At 70.4% G+C, this 21,515-nt stretch carries 5 protein-coding genes; all 5 read left to right on the top strand.

Annotation, left to right across the window (positions count from 1 at the left end; genetic code table 11):
* Positions 1-60: 60 nt before the first annotated feature.
* Complete coding sequence (locus tag OHT51_RS04715; RefSeq protein ID WP_328877600.1) at positions 61-8,589, top strand: SDR family NAD(P)-dependent oxidoreductase; 8,529 nt, start codon at positions 61-63, stop codon at positions 8,587-8,589.
* A gap of 15 nt (positions 8,590-8,604) precedes the next feature.
* Entirely contained in the window at positions 8,605-17,625 is a 9,021-nt protein-coding gene (locus OHT51_RS04710) for a non-ribosomal peptide synthetase (protein WP_328877599.1), read from the top strand.
* Entirely contained in the window at positions 17,625-19,307 is a 1,683-nt protein-coding gene (locus OHT51_RS04705; protein WP_328877598.1) for a cytochrome P450, read from the top strand. The genes OHT51_RS04710 and OHT51_RS04705 overlap by 1 nt, the downstream gene beginning before the upstream one ends.
* Before the next feature lie 273 nt (positions 19,308-19,580).
* Positions 19,581-20,321, top strand: coding sequence for an SDR family NAD(P)-dependent oxidoreductase (locus OHT51_RS04700; RefSeq protein ID WP_328877597.1), 741 nt, complete (start codon positions 19,581-19,583; stop codon positions 20,319-20,321).
* A 57-nt stretch (positions 20,322-20,378) separates the two neighbouring features.
* The gene (locus OHT51_RS04695; RefSeq protein ID WP_328877596.1) at positions 20,379-21,482 is read left to right on the top strand and encodes an SIS domain-containing protein; all 1,104 of its coding nucleotides are present in this window, start codon (positions 20,379-20,381) and stop codon (positions 21,480-21,482) included.
* Positions 21,483-21,515 lie beyond the last annotated feature (33 nt).

Genomic DNA, 21,515 nt, shown 5'->3' with positions numbered 1-21,515 from the left:
CTCCACGTTTCACTCCACGCACACTCGGGCACCGCGCGCCTTTTCTGGGACGGAAATCCGATGACCACATCGCCCACGTTTACCGAGACTTTTACCGTCACCGCCGACAACCCGCTGCTGCGCGGGCACGTTGTGTACGGCCGCAGCCTGCTGCCCGGTGTCGGCTACGTGGACCTGGTGCTTCAGGTGCTCGCCCGGCAGGGGCACCCCATGCCCGAGCTGGAGCTGCGCAACCTCACCATCCTCGCGCCGCTCGTCGCCGGGCCCGGTGAGGCCGTCCTGACCACCGTCGAGGGGCGCCCCGCGGTCGGCGGCGGATGGCGCATCGAGGTGCGCAGCCGGCGCGCCAAGGACACCACCGACGTCCTGCACGCCGTCGTCACCGCGCACCACCGCGGCCCCATCGCCTTCACCGAGCGACTCCCGCTGCCCATCAAGGGCGCTGCCCGACGCACCACCATGGACGAGATCTACACCTGGTGCCGGGAGTACGACCTCCTCCACTCGGGCCTGATGAAGCTCGGCGGCGCGGTCCACCACCGTCCCGGTGACTGGATCGCCGAGCTGGAACTCGCCCCCGAACACCAGGCCTCCACCGGCGCGTTCCTCTTCCACCCCGCCCTCTTCGAAGCCGGGCTCCTCGGCGGCGGTGTCGCCCTGGGCATGCTGCACGGGGACAACGACGGTCCCGGCCTCTACCTCCCCCTGATGTTCGACCGCTTCCGAGCGGCCGGGCCACTCGGTGGACGTTGCTACGTTCGGGTGCCCGCCGACTCCGTCCGCCGCGACGACGAACTCATCCGCCTGGTCGTGGAGTTCTACGACGAGACCGGCCGGAAGGTCGCCGAGGTCGGGCAGTTCGTCGCCAAGCGCATCCGGGCGGCCGGCGCGCTCGACGTCCGTGGCGACGCCCCTGCCGCGCCGGTGGCGGTGCTCGCTCCAGCTGCTGTGCCGGTGGTGGATTCCGTGTCCGCTGTGGTGCGGGAGTTGGTGGGTTCTCGGCTGGGTGTGTCCGCGGATGCGGTGGATGTGGGTCTGGGTTATTACGAGTTGGGGTTGGGGTCGGCCGACCTGTTGTCGTTGGTGTCGGCGTTGGAGGAGCGGCTGTCGGTGGAGTTGTCGCCGACGGTGATGTTCGAGCATCGGACGATCGCGGAGCTCGCGGCGTGGCTGGAGCCTCTGCTGCCTGCCGGTGCCGTCGCGACCGCGCCGGCTGTGCCGCCTCCTGCCGCGCCGGTGGCGGTGCTCGCTCCGGCTGCTGTGCCGGTGGTGGATTCCGTGTCCGCTGTGGTGCGGGAGTTGGTGGGTTCTCGGCTGGGTGTGTCCGCGGATGCGGTGGATGTGGGTCTGGGTTATTACGAGTTGGGGTTGGGGTCGGCCGACCTGTTGTCGTTGGTGTCGGCGTTGGAGGAGCGGCTGTCGGTGGAGTTGTCGCCGACGGTGATGTTCGAGCATCGGACGATCGCGGAGCTCGCGGCGTGGCTGGAGCCTCTGCTGCCTGCCGGTGCCGTCCCGACCGCACCCGCCGTGCCTGCTCCCGCCGCCCCGGCCGTCCCCGTGCAGGCTCCCGCCCCCCAGGCTCCGGCCGAGAAGGCCCCGGCTCAGCCCGCACTGGGAACTCCCGACGCCCTGTCCGTCGTACGCACCGCCCTCACCGAAGAGGTGGCGGCCCTTCTCGGTGTGCGCCCCGCCGATGTGCACCCCGACGCCGAGCTCAGCGAGTTCGGGCTGGACCTGAGCGGGTGCGCGCGACTCGCCGAGCGGGTGAACGAGCGGTACGGCCTGGCGCTGACTCCGGGCGTGTTCGGCGAGCACCGCACGCTGCGGACCATGGCGTCCCACCTCGTCGGCACCCACGGTGTACAGAACGCGCCAGTTGCCCAGGGCGACTCGCCGAGCACCTCCGCCCCGGGTACCCACGCGATGCTCCAGCGGACCGTGCCCGGCGGCCCGGCGGACGAGGTGACGTACGAGACCTGCTTCGACGGCTCGGAACCGTATCTGCGTGACCATCAGGTTCGCGGAGGCCGGGTGCTGCCGGGGGTCGCTCACCTGGAGATGGCGCGTGTGGCGGTTGCCCGTGCGCTGGGGCGGGAGGACACCGCGGCCGTCCGGCTGACCGACGTGGTGTGGCTCCGGGCCGCCGTGTACGGCCCCGACGGGCTGACGCTGCGCGTGCGTGTGCGCACCGGCGGGCAGGGCTGCACGTACGAGGTCTTCGTCGTCGAAGCCGACGGTGCCACCACCCTGTGCGGCCAGGGCCGGGCGAGCCTGGCCGAGGACGCAAGCGGGCGCACCCTGCCCCTCGCCGAGCTGCGCGCCGTATGCACCGAGGCGACGTACTCCGGCGAGCACATCTACGGGCTCTACGACGGCCTCGGCCTGGCGTACGGCCCCTCGCAGCGGTCCCTGACCGAGCTGCGCACCGGCAGGGACACGGAGGGCCGACGCCAGGTCCTCGCCGAGCTGCGCCTGCCGGAGGCGGCCGAAGCGCTGCACGGCGGCCTGCTGCACCCGAGCATCCTCGACGGCGCACTCCAGGGAACCATCGGCCTGTGGCTGGGCGACAGCGGCTCGGCGGCGCTCGCCCTGCCCTTCGCCCTCACCCGCGCCGAGGCCCTCGCCGCCTCGCCCGCCCGGGCGTACGCCTGGATCCGCCACCAGCCCGGCAGCGGCACCGACCGGGCCGCGGCCCGGCTGGACGTCACCGTCGTGGACGAACAGGGCCGTGTGTGTGCGGAGTTGACAGGTCTGTCCAGCCGTCCGCTGCCCACCGTCGAGACGCCGGCCGAGCCCGAAGTCGTACGTCCGGGGGATGTCGCGATCATCGGCGTGAGTGGTCGTTATCCGGAGGCCGCTGATCTGGATGAGTTCTGGCGGAATCTGCGGGCGGGCCGTGACAGTGTCCGCGAGGTTCCCGCCGGCCGCTGGAACCGGCAGCGCTATGCGGAGGCGGGTGCTGGTGGGTGGGGTGGCTTCCTGGACGACATCGACCGGTTCGATCCGCTGTTCTTCCAGATCTCGTTGCTGGAGGCCGATTACCTCGATCCGCAGGAACGGTTGTTCCTGCAGTGTGCCCACCACACTCTGGAGGACGCCGGATACACAGCTGACCGGCTCTCGCGCGACGCGAAGGTCGGTGTGTTCGTCGGTGTGATGTATCAGGAGTACCAGCTCCTGGGTGCTCAGGCGCAGGAGCGTGGCAGGCCGGACGCGTTGTGGGGCAGTGCGTCCACGGTTGCCAACCGGGTGTCGTACTTCTACGACTTCCACGGTCCGAGTCTGGCCGTGGACACGATGTGCTCCTCCTCTCTCACCGCGATCCATCTGGCGTGTGAGGCGATCCGCAGTGGTCAGTGCGACACGGCGCTCGCGGGTGGTGTCAACCTGACCCCGCACCCGAACAAGCATCTGGTGCTGGGGCAGCGCAAGTTCCTCTCCAGTGACGGCCGGTGCCGCAGTTTCGGTGAGGGCGGTGACGGTTACGTGCCCGGCGAGGGCGTCGGCGCGGTCCTGCTCAAGCCGCTGGAACGGGCCGTCGCCGACGGCGACCGGATCCTCGCAGTGATCAAGGGCACGGCGGTCAACCACGGCGGCCGCACCTCGGGTTACTCGGTGCCGACCCCCGTCGCGCAGGGCGAGGTCATTGCCGACGCGCTCGCCGCCGCCGGGGTCGACCCGCGCGCGGTGAGCTACCTCGAAGCCCACGGCACCGGCACCTCCCTGGGCGACCCGATTGAGATCTCCGGCCTGGAACAGGCCTTCACCCGCGCCGGTGGCGCGCCCGAGCAGCTCTCGATCGGGTCGGTGAAGTCCAACATCGGGCACCTGGAATCCGCCGCCGGCATCGCCGCCCTGACCAAGGTGCTGCTGCAGATACGCCACGGCGAACTGGTGCCGAGCCTGCACTCCACGACCCTCAACCCGCACATCGATTTCCAGCAGACTCCGCTGCACGTCCAGCAGACCCTGCAGCCCTGGCACCGCCCCGTGCTCGAGGGCCGCACGCTGCCACGCATCGCCGGAATCTCCAGTTTCGGCGGCGGCGGATCCAACGCCCACATCGTCATCTCCGAACACCAGCCGCCCGCCCGCGTGGCCGAGCCTCCGGCCGACAACCGTCCCGCGCTGCTGGTGCTCTCCGCCAAGAGCGAGGGCCAGCTCGCCGAGCAGGCCCGCCGCCTGCACGCCCGGCTCGACCAGCTCACCGACGCCGACCTCACTGCCGTTGCCTGGACCCTGCAGACCGGACGCATGGCACTGGAGGAACGTCTCGCCTTCACCGCGACCTCGCTCGCCGAGGCCCGTGAGCGGCTTGCCGCGTTCGCCGCCGACCCGGGCGCGCACGGCCCCTGGCACCGGGGCACCGTCCGCCCGAACCGGCCCACCGACACCCCGGCCGTCCACACCGCCCTGGACGCCTGGACCCGGCACGGCACCCATGACACCCTCCTCGCGCTGTGGGCCGACGGCGCCCACGTGACGTGGGAGGACGCCCGGCAGCCAGGTACCCCCGTGCGCCGCATCGGCCTGCCCGGCTACCCCTTCGCCCGCGAACGCTGCTGGTACGACCTCGACACCGAAGGCGCACCACACCGGCCCGCGCCGACTGACAGCTCCCCGGCCGGCGACAACGCCGACGTTCTCCTGCTGCGACCCGAATGGACCGAGCAGCAGGCCATGACCAGGGCGGCGGGAGCCTTCTCAAAACGGCACGTCATGGTGCTCGGCTTTCCCGCCGACGGGCGCCAGGCCCTGCGGGCCGCCCTGCCCGTCACGACCGAGTGCACCTTCCTCGACCACACCGACGGCCCGCTGGACCAGCAGTACACCGACGCCGTGCGGCAGGTCTTCACACTGACCCGGCAACTGCTCGAACAGGGCGTGCGCCGGCCCACACTGCTCCAAGTCGCGGTAGTCGACACCAGCGGCCGGCCAACCTGTTACAGCGGCCTGGGCGCGTTGCTGCGCACGGCCCGCCTCGAAAACCCCCAACTGCACACCCAGTACCTGGAATACCAGGACGGCCCCTCACCCGCCACCCTCGCCGCCCGCCTCACGGCCGAAGCCACCACCAACCCCGAACCCGAGGTACGCCACCCAGACGGCCGCCGCATCGTGCGCCGCCTCACCGAAGTCACCAACACCCGACCCGCACCGACGCCCTGGCGCGAAGACGGCATTTACCTCATCACCGGCGGCATGGGCGGACTCGGCCTGATCACGGCCCGGGACATCGCCGCTTCGGTCGGCCACGCCACCGTGATCCTCACCGGGCGCACCCCACTGACCGACGAACGGCGCGCCGCGCTGGACGCCCTGCGCGCCACCGGCCTGACCGTCCAGTACCAGAGCGTCGACGTCGCCGATCGGGACGCGCTCGGCGCCCTGCTGGCCCACATCACCGACGAGCACGGTCCGCTGACCGGCGTGCTGCACGCCGCCGGCGTCATCCACGACAACTTCATCGTGCGCAAGGGCCACGGGGAACTCGAGCGCGTCCTCGCCCCCAAGGTCGCCGGCCTGGTCGCCCTGGACGAGCTGACCCAGAAGCAGCCGCTGGAGCTGTTCGTCTGCTTCTCCTCGATCGCCGGCGCCTTCGGCAACCCCGGCCAGAGCGACTACGCCGCCGCCAACGCCTTCATGGACGCCTACACCGGACGCCGCAACCAGCTCGTCGAAGTCGGCCTGCGCAGCGGCCGTACCGTGTCCGTCAACTGGCCGCTGTGGGACGAAGGCGGCATGGGAGCCGAGGGCCCCGTCCGCGAGCAGCTGCGCGCTGCCGGCCTCGCGCCCCTCGACACGCAGCGGGGCATCGCGGCCCTGCACCAGGCACTGGCCGGTGCCGCCGGCGGTGTCACGAATGGCAGGCTGCTCGTGGTGGCGGGCGACCGCGAGGCGCTGCTGACCCGGCTGACGGAGCGTGCCGGGGATGCCGCACCGCAGACCGCCGTACCGCAGAGCCTGGCCGCGCAGAAGACGGATACGGCAACGCCGGCGTCCACACCCGGCACGGCGGCCGGTACCGGATCCGTACGGTCCGTCGAGGACCGGGCCGTGGCGCACCTCAGGCGCGTGCTGGCCTCCGCTCTCAAGCTCGGTCCCGAGCGCCTCGACCCGGACACCCCGCTGGAGCGCTACGGCATGGACTCGGTGCTCGCCGTGACCATGGTCCAGCCCCTCGAGGACACCTTCGGACCACTCTCACGCACCCTGCTGTTCGAAGTGCAGACCGTGCGCGGCCTCGCCCGCCACCTCGCCGCCGACCACCCGCAGGAACTGCGCACCCTCGTCGGCGAACCCCCGTCTCCCGCGGCCCCCGCGACACCCCAGGCCGTCCGGCAGCGGACCGCCGCACCCGAGACGGTCCGGGCGGACACCACCGCCCCCGCGTCGGTCCCGCCCCCGACGGGCCAGGACATCGCCGTCATCGGTATCAGCGGACGCTACCCGCACGCCGACGACCTGGACGCCTTCTGGGCCGTGCTGCGCGAGGGCCGGGACTGCGTCACCGAGGTCCCCGCCGACCGCTGGAAGACCGACGGCGACACCCGATACGGCGCCTTCCTCGACGGCATCGACCGGTTCGACCCGCTGCACTTCGGCATCTCCCCCCGCGAAGCCGCCGCGATGGACCCGCAGCAGCGGCTGTTCCTGGAGACCGTGTGGCACCTGCTGGAACAGGGCGGCATCACCCAGGAGACGATCGAACGCCGCTACAGCCGACGCGTAGGCGTCTACGTCGGCGCCGCCTATCAGATGTACCAGGCCGACACCTCCGACCCGGTCCTCTCGGCGCTCACCTCCTCGGCCTCGTACAACCTCATCGCCAACCGTGTCTCGCACTTCTTCGGCCTCGAAGGCCCGAGCCTCGCCGTGGACAGCATGTGCACCTCGTCCGCCATGGCTGTGCACCTGGCCTGCGCCGACCTGCTGCGGGGCGAGTGCGAGCTGGCCGTCGCGGGCGGGGTCAATCTGACCGTGCACGAGGACAAGTACGTCGCGCTCTCGGAGATGCAGCTGCTCGGCACCCACCCGGGCGCGCGCAGCTTCCGCGACGGCGACGGATACCTGCCCGCCGAAGCGGTCGGCGCCGTCCTGCTCAAGCCCCTGGACGCCGCCCTGCGCGACGGCGACACCGTCCTCGCGGTCATCAAGAGCACCGCCTCCCTGCACAGCGGCCGCTCCAACGGCTTCATGACACCCAGCCACCGCACCCAGGTCGCGACCATGCGCCGGGCACTGGAGCGGGCCGGTGCCGAACCCGGCTCCATCGGCTACGTCGAGTCCGCCGCCAACGGCACCACGTTCTCCGACGAGGTCGAACTGCGCGCTCTGCGCGAGGTGTTCTCCGGTGTCACCACCTCGGTGCCGGTCGGCGCCGTGAAGTCCAACCTCGGCCACCCCGAGGCGGCCTCCGGCATCGCTCAGCTGACCAAGGTCGTCCTGCAGCTTCAGCACGGCCAGATAGCACCGCTCGTCGACGCCGGCACCCCCAATCCCCGCCTGGACCTGGAGGGCTCCCCGCTCGAGCTCCGCGACCGGCTGACGGACTGGGAGCCACGCGGCGGCACGGACACCGGCGGGCCGTCCCAGCCCCGCCGCTCCCTCATCAACTGCGTCGCGGCGGGCGGCTCTCACGTCAGCTTGGTCGTGGAGGCACCGCCGGCCGCCGCCGAGGTCCGGCCCCTCACCCCGGACACCACACCCCAGGTCGTCCTGGTCACCGCCCGGACCGAGGAACGCCTGCACGAGGCGGCACAGCGCCTGCTCGACCACCTTTCGGGCCTGCCCGGCGAGAACGGCACCGGCTCCACAGTGAGCCTCGCGGACATCGCGTACACCACCCAGATGAGCCGCGAGCCGCTGACCGAGCGGCTCGCCGTGGTTGCCGCCGACCGTGCCGAACTGGCCCAGGCGCTCGCCGAACACATGGCGGGCGTCCCCGCGACCGTACCCGTGTACCGGGGCAGTGCCGACGACGACTCCGGACCCTGGACCTCCGTCCTGTCCGGTGCCAGGAGCGAGGCCTTCCTCGCCGGACTCGCCGAGGACCGGGCCCTGGAGGAACTCGCCGCTCTGTGGGTACGCGGGGTCCGGGTGCCCTGGAGCGCGCTGCACGCCGGGCGGCGCCGGATCGTGCCCCTGCCGGCCACCGCGTTCGAGGCGGGCAGCTACTGGGTCGGACGCGACCCGCAGGCGGCCGTACCCGAGACGAGGGGACAGAAGCCCGTGCCGCCCGTCGGCGCGGCCACCGACGCCGAGCAGGTCATGGGACAGGCCTGGGCCGACGTCCTCCTGGTCGACCCGGCCACGCTGACCGCACGGACCGACTTCTTCTCGCTAGGCGGCAACTCGCTGCTGGCCACCCGCCTGATCAACCTGCTCAAGGAGCGCGCGGGCGTCGAACTGCCGGTCGAAGCGGTCTTCGCCGCGCCGCGCCTTTCCGACATGGCCCGGGAATTGCGCGAACGGCTCCTCGTGGCCGGGGACACGAGCACACCCGAACTGGATCTGATCCTCGAAGGCATCGCCCTTGTCGAGCACATGAGCGACGAGGAGCTCGACGCACTGGACATCGAGAGCTGAGGCAGGGGCACGACGATGGGCACCACCAGTCAGGACACCGGCCTGGATCTCATCCGGAGGATCCGCTCCCTGCCGGAGAAGCGGCAGCGCGCCCTGATCGCGTTGCTGCGCAAACAGGGCGTCGACCTCTCCGCGCTCGAGACCATCCCCCGGCTGTCCCGGACCGACGGCACACCCGTGCCGCTGTCCTTCACCCAGCAGCGGCTGTGGTTCCTCGCCCAGCTGGACGGCACCAGCGCCGCCTACAACATCCCGATGGCGATGCGGCTGCGCGGCAGCCTCGACCGCCCCGCGCTGCTGCGCGCTCTGGAGACTGTCGTCCAGCGGCACGAGGTGCTGCGCACCCGGTTCGCCGACGGCGGCGGCGTCCCGCGCCAGGTCATCGGCGACGGCAGCGACTTCACGGTCGCCGAGGAGGAGCTGACCGACCCGGCGCGGCTCGCCGCGATCTGTCGCGACGAGGCCGCCGCCCCGTTCGACCTGGAGCGCGGGCCACTGATCCGGGCACGGCTGCTGCGGCAGTCGGAGCAGGAGCACCACCTGCTCGTCACCACGCACCACAGCGTGTCCGACGGCTGGTCGGTCGGCGTGTTCTTCCGCGACCTGGTCGCCCTGTACGAGGCGTTCTGCGCGGGCCGCCCTGACCCGCTGGAGCCGCTGCCCGTGCAGTACGCGGACTACGCGCACTGGCAGCATGAACGCCTCGCCGGTGACCTGCACGGCCGTCAGACGGACTACTGGAAGCGTCAGCTGGCCGGCGTCGACCCGCGGCTCACGCTGCCCGCCGACCGGGAACGCCCGCGCGTGAAGACCTACACGGGGGCCGGCGAGAGCTTCACCTGCCCGGCGGAACTGCTCAGCGCCCTGCGCGACGTCGCCAAGCTCCACGAAGCCACGCTCTACATGACCCTGCTGGCGGCCTACACCGTCGTCCTCAACCGCTACACTCACCAGACGGACATCGCCGTCGGCACGGTCGTCGCCAACCGCGGGCGACGCGAGGTCGAGGATCTCATCGGCTTCTTCGCCAACACCCTGGTGATGCGCGCGGACCTCGCGGACGACCCGGCCTTCCCCGATCTGCTGGCCCAGGTCAAGAAGACCGCCCTGGAGGCCTACGACCATCAGGAAGTCCCCTTCGAGGCCGTCGTGGAGGCCCTGGACACCGAGCGCAGCCTCGCCCATTCGCCCGTCTTCCAGACGATGTTCGTCCTCCAGGAGGCACAGACCCGACGGGACGTCAGCCTCGGCGGGCTCGAGGTCTCCCCGGTCGACTTCGATCTCAGCTTCACCAAGTTCGACCTGACGGTCGACCTCAGGGAATCCCCCGACGGCCTGGTCGGCACCGTCGAGTACAACCCCGACCTGTACGACCGCGAGACCATCCGGCGCTTCATCGGTCACTACACCCGGCTGCTCGCCGCCGTCGCCGACGATCCGGCGCTGCCCGTGTCCCGCCTCGCCATGATCGACGCCGAGGAGCGTCGCCAGGTGGTCGAGGTGTTCAACGACACCGAGCGACCCTTCAGCGACGACCGGTGCCTGCACGAGCTGTTCGAGGAGCGGGTGGCCCGGCACCCCGAGCGCACCGCTCTGGTCACCACGGACCGCTCCTGGACGTACGCCGAACTCGACACCTGGGCCGACCGGATCGCCCGCGGACTGCGCCGACACGGCGTCGGGCCGGACACGCTGGTCGGTCTGCACGCCGAGCGGTCCGCCGAGATGGTCGCGGGCATTCTGGGCGCCCTGAAGGCCGGGGGCGCCTACATGCCGATCGAGCCGTCCTACCCGGCGGCCCGCCGCACCGACCTCGTGGACCACTCCGGGGTCGCCGTGGTCCTCACCCAGCCGCATCTGGACTCCGAACCACTGCACGGCGTCGAGCACCTGCTCGTCCTGCACCCGGACGGCACCCTGCGCGACCGGGAGGGCACGGACGTCCTCGACGCCCCGGACGCGGCCGCCACCACGGCCGAACCCGGTGCGCACGCAGGTCACTTGGCATACGTGATCCACACCTCCGGATCCACGGGCCGCCCCAAGGGCGTCATGATCGAGCACCGGGCCGCGGTGAACCGCATCGAGTGGATGCAGAACGAGTACCGACTCACCGGTGACGACGTCGTCCTGCAGAAGACCCCCTACAGCTTCGACGTGTCCGTCTGGGAGTTCTTCTGGCCGCTGCTCTTCGGCGCCCGTCTCGCGATCGCCGCGCCCGGCGGTCACCGTGACCCCGCATACCTGCTCTCCGCCATACGCGCGTTCGGCGTGACCACCCTGCACTTCGTGCCGTCGATGCTGCGCAGCATCGTCGAGGAGCCGGGCTGGGCGCGGTGCACGACGGTACGCCAGGTGTTCTGCAGCGGCGAGGCGCTGGCCCCGGACCTGTGCGCACGTCACTACCAGCAGCACACCGCGCCGCTGCACAACCTGTACGGGCCCACCGAGGCAGCCGTCGATGTCAGCCACTGGACCGTCCCCGCCGATGACACGCTCCGCGTGGTCCCCATCGGCCGGCCGATCCAGAACATCCAACTGCACGTGCTCGACGGGGCTCTCGCGCCGCAGGGCGTCGGGTGCGTCGGCGAGCTGTACATCGCCGGCACGGGGCTCGCCCGCGGCTACCTGCACCAGCCCGAGCTGACCCGCGAGCGGTTCGTGCCCAACCCGTTCGACGCTTCCTCCGACGCCCGCATGTACCGCACCGGCGACCTGGTGCGCCGACTGCCCGACGGCGACCTGGAGTTCCTCGGCCGCGCCGACGACCAGGTCAAGGTGCGCGGCTTCCGCATCGAGCCGGGCGAGATCGAGCATCGGCTCACGGAGCACCCTTCCGTCCGCTCCTCGGCCGTGCTGGTCCGTGAGGACCAGCCGGGCAGCCCTCGCCTGGTCGCCTACGTGGTGCCCGAGCCGGGACACGCCCTCGCCGACCACCGCGCCGATCTGATCCGGCACCTCGAAGGCGCCCTGCCCGAGTACATGGTGCCGAGCGCGTACGTCGAACTCGCCACGCTGCCGGTGACCGCGCACGGCAAGCTCGACCGCCGTGCCCTGCCGGCCCCGGGCATCGACGCCTTCGCCCAGCGCGCCTACGTCGCACCCGTCACCGGCACCGAACGGCAACTGGCCGCCGTCTGCGCCGAACTCCTCGGCTTCGACGCCGACCGGGTCAGCGCCGAGGACAACTTCTTCGCCCTCGGCGGCCATTCCCTGATGATCACGGTGCTGGTGGCGCGACTGAAGGACAGCGGCCTGCACATCACCGTCCAGGACGTTTTCACCGCGCCCACGCTCGCCGACCTCGCGGCACGCATCGACGCGACCGGGGCGACGCCCGCGCACACCGTCCCGGCCAACCGGATCCCGGAGGGCTGCGAGCGTCTCACCCCCGACCTGCTTCCGCTGATCGACCTGACCCAGGAGCAGATCGACACCATCGTGGCCGCAGTGCCCGGCGGGGCGGCCGGCATCCAGGACATCTACCCCCTGCTGCCCACGCAGGAGGGCATCCTCTTCCACCACTTGATGGACCCGGACAACGACCCTTATCTCGTCTCCACCCTCTACCGGGCCGACGACGAGCAGGCGTGTGCCCGGTTCGTCGACGCGCTGCAGCGCATCGTCGACCGCCACGACGTGATGCGCACCGCCATATCCACCGCCGGCCTGCCCGAACCGGTCCAGGTCGTGCACCGGGCCGCGCGGCTCCCCGTGGAGCGCATCATGCTCGCGGCCGGCCGGGACGCCGAGGAACAGGCGAAGGAACTACTCGCGCGCCAGGGACGCATGCGCCTCGACAGCGCCCCGTTGCTGCGCCTCACCGTCGCCGAGGAGCCGCACACGCAGCGGCGCTACCTGCTCCTGACCGCTCACCACCTCATCGAGGACGCCACCTCCCTGCGACTGATCCTCCAGGAGCTGGCCGTGCACATGGCGGGCCGCGCCGACCTGCTGTCCACCCCGGCGCCCTACCGCGACTTCGTCTCCCACACCCTGGCCAGGCACACCGCGGACGACACAGTGGCCTACTTCCGGGCAGCTCTCGAGGACGTCTCGGAACCCACGGCACCGTTCGGCCTCACCGACGTGCACGGCAATGGCCGGCGGGTCGGCCGGCTGCGCCGAGCGCTGCCCGAGCCCCTCGCACGCGACCTTCGCGCCCAGGCTCAGCGTCTGCAACTGACCCCGGCCGGCCTCTTCCACGCGGCGTGGGCCTGCTTTGTCGCAGCCACCAGCGGACGCGACGACGTGGTGTTCGGCGCGGTGATGTCCGGGCGCCTGCAGGGCGTGCCCGGAGTGGAGCGCATGCTCGGCAACTTCATCAACACGCTGCCCCTGCGCACCCGGCTCGCCGACCGGACCGTGCGTGAGCTGATCGCGGACGTCGACGCCGGGCTGCGGGAGTTGATCGCACGCGAGCAGAGCCCCCTGAGCCTGGTCCAGCGGTGCAGCGGCATGGACGGCGACGCCCCGCTGTTCAGCGCTGTGGTCAACTTCCGTCACTTCGAGGCGGAGCACGACGAGGCACTGCCGCGCATCGACGACCACGGAGTGCGCTTCCTCGCTGCCGTGGACGCCATCAACTACCCCGTGACGGTGTCGCTGGACGACTTCGGCACCGAGCTGTCGCTGGACGTCCAGGTCGAGGAGACGGTCACCTGCGAAGCGGTGGCCGACTGTCTCGAAACCGCCTTGGCGGGCCTGCTCGACGCCCTCGCCACGGACGACGGGACCGGTACCGCCGCGCTGGACGTCAATGTCCTGCCGGCGGCCGACCGGCAGCGCCTGGCCGAGTGGAACGACACCGCGACACCCCTGCCGCACGAGAGCCTGCCCGCCGCGTTCGAGGCACAGGTCGCACGTACTCCGGACCGCACCGCGCTGGTCTTCGAGGGCCGCACGCTGTCGTACGCGGAACTGAACGCCCGGGCCAACCGGCTCGCGCACTGGCTGATCGAGCGGGGCGCCGGGCCGGGGCAGCGGGTGGCGATCCGGATGCCGCGCTCGTTCGACCTGGTGGTCGCGGTCCACGCCGTGGTGAAGACCGGAGCGGCCTACCTCCCCATGGAGACCGACCTCCCGGACGAGCGTGTGGAACAGGTGCTCGCCGACAGCGCGCCGCTGATCGTCCTCGAGGAGCTGCCGGACACCACCGGTGGCCGGGACGACGACCCCCGGGTCCAGGTGACCAGGGAGGACGCCGCGTACGTGCTCTACACCTCGGGATCCACGGGCAGGCCGAAGGGCGTGGTGATCCCTCACCGTGCGGGCCTGAACTGGACCGCGTGGAAGCAGCACCACTACGGCATGAGCGGCGAGGACCGGATGCTGCTGAAGACGTCGGTGGGCTTCGACGTCTCGGTGCCCGAGCTGTTCTGGCCGCTCCAGATCGGCGCGGCCGTGGTGATCGCCCGTCCGGACGGACAGAAGGATCCGGAGTACCTCGCACGGCTGATCCGCGATGAGCGCGTCACCGACCTCCACTTCGTGCCGTCCATGCTGGCCGAGTTCCTGTCGGAACCGACCGCGGAACTGTGCACCGGGCTGCGCCGCGTCGAGACCGCGGGCGAGGCACTCCCGGTCGAGCTCGCCGAACGGTTCGCCCGCGTCCTGCCCGGCGCCGAACTGCACAACCTGTACGGGCCCACCGAGGGCGGTGCCACCACCGCCTGTCTCTACCGGCCCGAGCCGGCGGCGACAGCCGTGCCCATCGGCCCTCCGGTGTGGAACACCCGGGTGTACGTGCTGGACCAGGCGCTGCGACAGGTACCGCTCGGCGTGCCGGGTGAGCTGTACGCCTCCGGCGACGGCGTGGCATGTGGCTATCTGAACCGGCCGGAGCTGACCGCCGAGCGGTTCGTGGCCGATCCGTTCGAACCCGGAACACGCATGTACCGCACCGGCGACCTGGTGAGATGGCGTGCGGAGGGCACGCTCGACTACCTCGGCCGTGTCGACGACCAGGTCAAGGTGCGCGGCTTCCGCGTGGAGCCCGGTGAAGTCGCGAACACGCTGCTCAAGCACCCCTCGGTGCACCGAGCCGTGGTCATCCCGCGGGGGAACGGCGCCACCCGGGCGCTCGCCGCCTACGTGAGCCCGACTCCCCAGTGGTTGCACACCGCCGGTCCGGAGGAGAACGCCGCCCACGTCGAACAGTGGAGGCAGCACTCCGACGACCGGTATGCGCTCGGCACCGGATCCGCCGACCAGGAGCCCCTCGAGACCGTGGCCCGGCAGCTGGAGCGCCTGCGCCCCAAGCGGGTGCTGGAGATCGGCTGCGGTGGGGGAGAGCTGCTCCTGCGCTACGCCGCGGACTGCGCCTCGGTGCACGCGCTCGACCCGTCGGCCACGGCCCTCGACGTCGCACGCCGCGGTGTGGCACGGCGCGGATGGTCGCACGTCACCCTGACCCAGGGAGACGCACACTCCGCGGCGGAGCTGACCGGCGAGAAGTTCGACACGATCGTGCTCAACTCGGTGGTGCGGCACTTCCCGAACGAGGAGTACCTGGAAGAGGTACTCGGCCTCCTGATCCCGCTCCTCGCGGATGGGGGCAGCATCCTCGTCGGCGACGTCCGGAACCTGGACCTGTTCACCGCCCAGCTCTGCGCGGTCGAACGGGATCGTACGGAGCCCGGCGGCAGCGTCGAGGCGCCGGCCACACGGGTGCGGCGCAGCCGGCGCCAGGAGCGGGAACTGCTCGTCAGCCCGACGTACTTCGCACGGCTGCCGGAGCGTCTCCCCGAGCTGGGGGCGGTCGACCTCATCGTCCGGCGAGGCGACGGAGACAGTGCGGCACTCGCCTACCGCTACGACGTGATCCTGCGCAAGGACGTCGCGCCGGCCGCCTCCCTGCCGTGGCTGGAGGCCGCCTCTCCGGCGGATCTGCGCGCCCTCCTGGACGGGGAGGTGCCCGACCGGTTCGGGGTGAGCGGTTTGACCAACCCCCGCGTCACCGACGCCGTGCGCCTCGCAGCGGAGTTCGGGCGCGAGTCGCACTCCCGGGCGGCTGAGCCGCCGGCGCCCCGATCACGGACCGCGGAGGAGGGACGGGAGCTGGAAGCCGTTCTCCGGCACGCCGAGGAGCTCGGCTTCGAGGTGGCGGCCACCTGGTCGCAGGACCGGCTCGACGGCCTCGACCTGGTGCTCGGCCGCGGTGAACTGCCCCGAGTACGGGCACGTGAGCCCTATCGGGCACCCGCCGCGACCAACCATCCGCAACTGGGCCGCAGGGGGCCGTCTCTGGCCCGCGCCCTCAAGGAGCACCTCTCCGCGCAGCTGCCGCACTACATGGTGCCCGGCGTGTTCGTGGTCCTCGACGAACTACCGGTCACGCCGAACGGCAAAGTCGACAAGCGGGCCCTGCCCACCCCGGACGAGGCCGATGTGACCAAGGAGCGGTACGTCGCCCCGCGGACCGAGGCACAGCGCACGCTGTGCCGCGTCGTAGCCGACGTCCTCGGTCTCACCCAGGTCGGACTCCAGGACAACTTCTTCGACCTCGGCGGTCATTCCCTGCTCGCGACCCGCCTCACCCTGCGGATCAAGAAGGAGACCGGCGCCGAGCTGCCCCTCCAGCTGATCTTCAGCGGAGCCACCATCGAAGAGATGTCCGCCGTACTGGAGCAGCCGACGGCACAGGAGAGCGGACCGTCGGTCCCGGCCGACCGGGCAGAAGCCGACGAGGCCGAGGAGCGGGGGCCGGCGCCCCTCACGCTCCAGCAGCGCGACCTGTGGTTCCTCAACCGGCCCGCACACCTGGCAACGGCGCACGACAACGTGCAACTGGCGTTCCGGATCAACGGCTCCCTGGATCGCGATGCCTACACGCGCGCCGTGGGGGCGCTGGTGGAGCGGCACGCGGTCCTGCGCACCGGCTACGCTCGGCACGACGGCACCTGGACCCAGAGCGTCCATCCCGCCGATGGCTTCGCGGTGCGGCCGGCGGCCGTCGAGGAGGAGGCGGTCACGCAGTGGCTGCGCGCCGAACGGCTGCGTCCCTTTGCTCCGGAGGACCCGTACTCCGTCCGCGCACACCTGCTCACCGTTTCCGACGATCAGCACATCGGGGTCCTGACCCGGCCCTGGGGCGTCTTCGACGGTTGGTCCGTCAACGTCGTGCTGGCGGAGCTGCTCGAGCTGTACCGAGCGTTCAGCCTGGGGAAGGCACCCGAGCTGCCCGAACTGCCGCTTTCGTACGCCGGGTTCGCCCGCTGGCAGGCGCACACGACCGACGCCGCAGAGCTCTCCCGTCAGGAGGGCTACTGGCGGCGGCAACTGGCAGGGCTGCCGTCCTGTCTGCCGCTGCGCACCGACTACGAGCGCTGCCCGGTCAAGACCTACCAGGGCTCGTCGGTGGATCTTGGGATCTCGGCCGAACTGCTGGACCGTCTGCGCCGGTTGAGCCAGGAGCAGGGGGCCACGCTCTACATGACCCTCTTGTCGGCCTTCGCCGTTCTGCTCGGCGGTCACACGGACGGCAGCGAACTGGCCATCGGCACCGCGGTGTCGAACCGGCCGCGGAGCGAACTGGAGCGGGTGGTCGGCTACTTCGTGAATCTGGTGGCGCTCCGTCTCGACGTGCCCGGGGACCGTTCCTTCCCTGACGTCCTGGCGGAAACCAGGCGCGTCACCACCGAGGCACACGAACACAAGGACCTGCCGTTTACCGACCTCGTCCGGGCCCTGGAGCCCACTCCCGAGCCGGGCTGCTCCCCGCTGTTCCAGGTGATGTTCAACCTGCTCCCCGCCGCCGCTCCCACCGGGGCCGGCGGTGACGGAACGGACCTTCAGGTGCTGCCCATCCGTTCTGCGACGACGACCACGAAGTACGACCTGAACCTCGTCGCGGAGGAAACGGCGTCGGGGCTGCACGGCTACCTGGAGTTCAGCACCGACCTCTTCTCCCGACGGACCGTCGAGCGCATGGCACGCACCTACGAGCGGTTGCTGGCGGAGATCGTGGCCTCCCCGCGATCGGACGTGACCCACCTGCGCGCGGCGGCGACGCCGGACTCACCGAGGACGTCCTGATGACCAATCCCTTCGACAGACCGGACACCGACTACCTCGTCCTCGTCGACGACCGGCGGCAGCACTCGCTGTGGCCGTCGGCCGTCGAGGTCCCGGCCGGCTGGACCGTGGCCTTCGGACCCGCCCGGCGGCCGGACTGCCTGGAGTTCACCGCAGCGTCCTGGACGGATCCCGGTCCGGCGAACGCATGCCCGGTCGGGCCCCGGCCGGCACCCCCGACACCCGCATCACCTGACGCGTCAGGCCCGCAGAACGCGGCCCGGCACGGAAGCAGCAGAAGGAGAGACAGCATCATGACCGCGACCACTTCCACGGTTTCGGCGCCTCCCACCGTGGCGGGGCACCCGCTGTTCGGGTCGCTGATGGACCTCCAGCGGGACACGCTGGGCACCTACCGCAAGGCCCTGCGCGACCACGGTGACGTGGTCCGGTTCACGGTGGGTCCGCCCGGAATGCGGGCGGAGTTCTACGGTGTGTTCTCGGCGGACGGCGCTCAGCAGGTGCTGGCGTCCTCGGCGCAGACGTTCAGCAAGGAGAACCGGTTCCTCGGCGAGCTGCGGCAGTCGTTCGGCAACGGGCTGCTCACCAGCATGGGGGACGAGTACCTGCGCCAGCGCCGCATGCTCCAGTCGTTGTTCACGCCTCGTCAGGTGAACAAGTACGGCTCGGAGATCACCCAGGAGACCGGCAACCTCGTGGAGCGGTGGCGGACCGCACCGGGCGGCGGGACCGTCGACGTGGCGGAGGAGATGACGGGGCACACGCTGCGGACGATCTCCCGCATCCTGTTCGGCCGGAAGAACGACGTGGACGCGATGGTCCCGACGGTTCAGCGCAACTTCCCGCTGATCAACGCCTATGCGGTCAAGCGGGCCTTCGCCCCGGTGAATCTGTCCCGCAAGGTGCCCACGCCGGGCAATCTGCGCGCCGCCAAGGCACACCGCGAGCTGTACGAGGTGTGTGACGAGATCATCTCGGCCCGCCGGGCCGAGGAGTCGACCGCCCCGACCGGCCGGAACGACATGCTCAGTCTGCTGGCGCGGGCGCATGACGACGACGGCAACCCGATCAGTGCGGAGGAGACCCGGAACCAGGTCCTCGTCTTCCTCGTCACCGGTCACGAGTCCACCGCCACCACACTGGGCCTCACCCTGCACCTCCTTGCCTGTCACCCCGAGGTGCAGGCCCGCGCCCACCAGGAGGTCGACAGCGTCCTGAACGGTCGTGAGCCTGTCGCCGAGGACCTGGAGAAGCTTCCCTATCTGACGCAGGTGCTCAAGGAGGCGCTCCGCCTCTACCCCGCCGCGCCGGCCCAGGGCCGTATCACCACCGAGGACGTGCAGGTCGGCGCGTACACCATTCCGGCCGGCGCCGATGTCGTGGTCAGCTCCGGCGTCGTCCAGCGCCGTCCCGACATCTGGGCGGACCCCGACGCGTTCGACCCGGACAGGTTCCTGCCGGAGCACGAGGCCGCGCGCCCGCGCTACGCGTGGTTTCCGTTCGGCGGTGGGCCGAGGGCGTGCATCGGCCAGCACCTGGCGATGCTGAACGCCACCCTCACGCTGAGCGTGCTGCTCCAGAACTACTCGTTCACCGCGGTCGACACCGACATTCCGCTGAACACCGGAATCACCCTGCGACCCACAGGTCGGGTCCGATGCAAGCTGACGCCGCGAACCTGACCGCACGGGCAGCCGTCATTTTCCGGATGAGGTGCCGCCCTGCGAAAACACTCTTGCTGGAGTGAATGCAATCGAGCTAGGCTGAACGAGACCTCTGAAATGGGTGCCGCATTTTCTGCGGGCAGCCTCCGTCGGTCCGTCGATGGCCGGCCTGTATTCCTACCCCTGGCAATATCCAGCGATATTCCACGACTGGTTCCTCCTGTGCTCGTTGCAGGATCAGATGAGATTTTTCTTCCGGCGAGTCCGTCGATGCGTACAGGAGACATGAGGGTGCACAAGGAATTCGCGGTGGTGACCGGCGGCACCAAAGGTATCGGGCTCGGACTGAGCGGACGCCTGCTGTCCTTGGGGTACCGGGTCGTGGCGCTCTACCGGGGCGACAAGGAATCCGCCGGCATGGCCGAGCGCGAGTTCGGCGACTCCTTCCGGGCCGTGCAGGCCGACCTGGCGGACCCCGACGCCGTGGTCGCCGTGGCGGACGAGCTGGTCGCGGCGTACGGGGCGCCGAGGGTGCTGGTCAACAACGCCGGGCGGAACATCGACCGCCCCTTCCTCGACATGTCGTTCGACGACTGGGATCAGGTGATCGCTGCCAACCTGTCCGCGCCGTTCTATCTCACGCGGACGCTCGCGCCGAGGATGCTCGAGGCGGGCGGTGGATCGGTGGTGAACGTCGCGGCCACGACCGGGATCCGCCCGCGGCTCGACGGGCTGAACTACTGCGCCAGCAAGGCGGGGCTCCTGCACTTCACGAAATGCCTTGCGATGGAGCTCGCTCCGACCATTCGCGTTAACTCGCTCATTCCCGGAATGATTGACACCGAGGAGATGCGCACGCGATTCCGGACGGACGAACCGTACTACCGCGACAAGTTGCTCGAGGAGATCCCGCAGCGACGCATCGGGGACGTCGACATGATGGCCGACGCGTTGGAGTTCCTGATCGGGGAGAAATCTTCGTACGTTACCGGTCAGAAGTTGATCGTAGACGGCGGGCAATTCATGTGGTGATTCCTGTGGTGCGGGCGAGAAGGTATCCACTCCCATTTTCCGAAAGAGGCTTTGTACGTGCGTACGCGAATGGACCGGTACGAGGAATTTCTCTCCGAGAATTACCGGAGGGGCTTCACGAAGTGCGATGAGTACTCGCTGGACGAGCTGTCCGACAGCCTGCGCGCCCGTATCGCCGCAGGTCACTTCAAGCGTGTGGTCTTCACCGGTATGGGGTGCTCGGCGATCGTCTCCGACGTCGTCCGCGCCTTCTTCATCTCCACGGGCACCGAGGTGGAGTTCCACGTCTTCAACGACTACGACCACGCGTACCTCTTGCCGTCCTCCGTCATCGACGACGACCGGACGCTGATCATCCTGAGCTCCTACAGCGGCCACTCCCTGGAGCCCGCGCGAGCCTTCCACGCACTCGCGCACGCCCATGACCGGATGGTCCTGCTCACCTCCGGCGGGCGCCTGGCCGAACTGGGCCGGGAGGCAGGTGTGTCCATCCTCCGCTGGGAGCTGAGCGAGCCCGACCGTGAGTACCCCCTGTTCCACGTGGGGCAGTACTTCGCCATCCTGCTGGACGTCTTCTTCCGGCTGGGCCTGGTCCAGCAGGACTTCGGCGACGAGGTGCGGGCGCTCCCGGACCACCTGGCCCATGACTTCACCGACACCCACAGGGAGTTGGCGCGCACCGCGGCCCTGCGCAGCCAGGACGCCAACATCATCATGATCGCCTCGCCGGTGTGGCACGAGAGCCTGCTCAAGCTGGCCAAGATGCACCTCAACGAGATCGCCATGGTGCCCGCCACCCGCAACTATTTCCACGAGTTCTGCCACAGCGAGGTGGCGACCCTGTCGGATCCGACACGCAAGCACAGCGTGCTGGTCTTCGCCGACGCGAACGACGACGAGTACACGCAGGGGAAGCGGAAGAACCTGATGGGCCTGCTCACGAGCGATCGTCCGGAGAACCGGAACATCGAGGTGATCGAGATCCCCATGGCCGAACCCACCTTCATGCGGAAGTACTTCACCGCCCTGGAGTTCGTCCAGCACCTCACGCTGGCTCTCGGCCGCGCCCACGAGACGAAGTCGCGCAACCTCATCTCCGAGGCCGCCGGAAACCCCTGGTACCACGGCGACACCATCCTCGCGGAAGCGGCTGTCCGCTAGTTCGTCACGAACCGGAGTACCGGTCTCTTCCCA

It is taken from the genome of Streptomyces sp. NBC_00299, from assembly GCF_036173045.1.
Lineage (GTDB): Bacteria > Actinomycetota > Actinomycetes > Streptomycetales > Streptomycetaceae > Streptomyces > Streptomyces machairae.
This window is presented reverse-complemented; position numbering and strand designations above follow the sequence as displayed.

Excerpts from the sequence above, each read along its gene's own strand:
- OHT51_RS04705 (WP_328877598.1), top strand. The coding sequence starts at position 17,625 with ATGACCAATCCCTTCGACAGACCGGACACCGACTACCTCGTCCTCGTC.
- OHT51_RS04710 (WP_328877599.1), top strand. The coding sequence starts at position 8,605 with ATGGGCACCACCAGTCAGGACACCGGCCTGGATCTCATCCGGAGGATC.
- OHT51_RS04715 (WP_328877600.1), top strand. The coding sequence starts at position 61 with ATGACCACATCGCCCACGTTTACCGAGACTTTTACCGTCACCGCCGAC.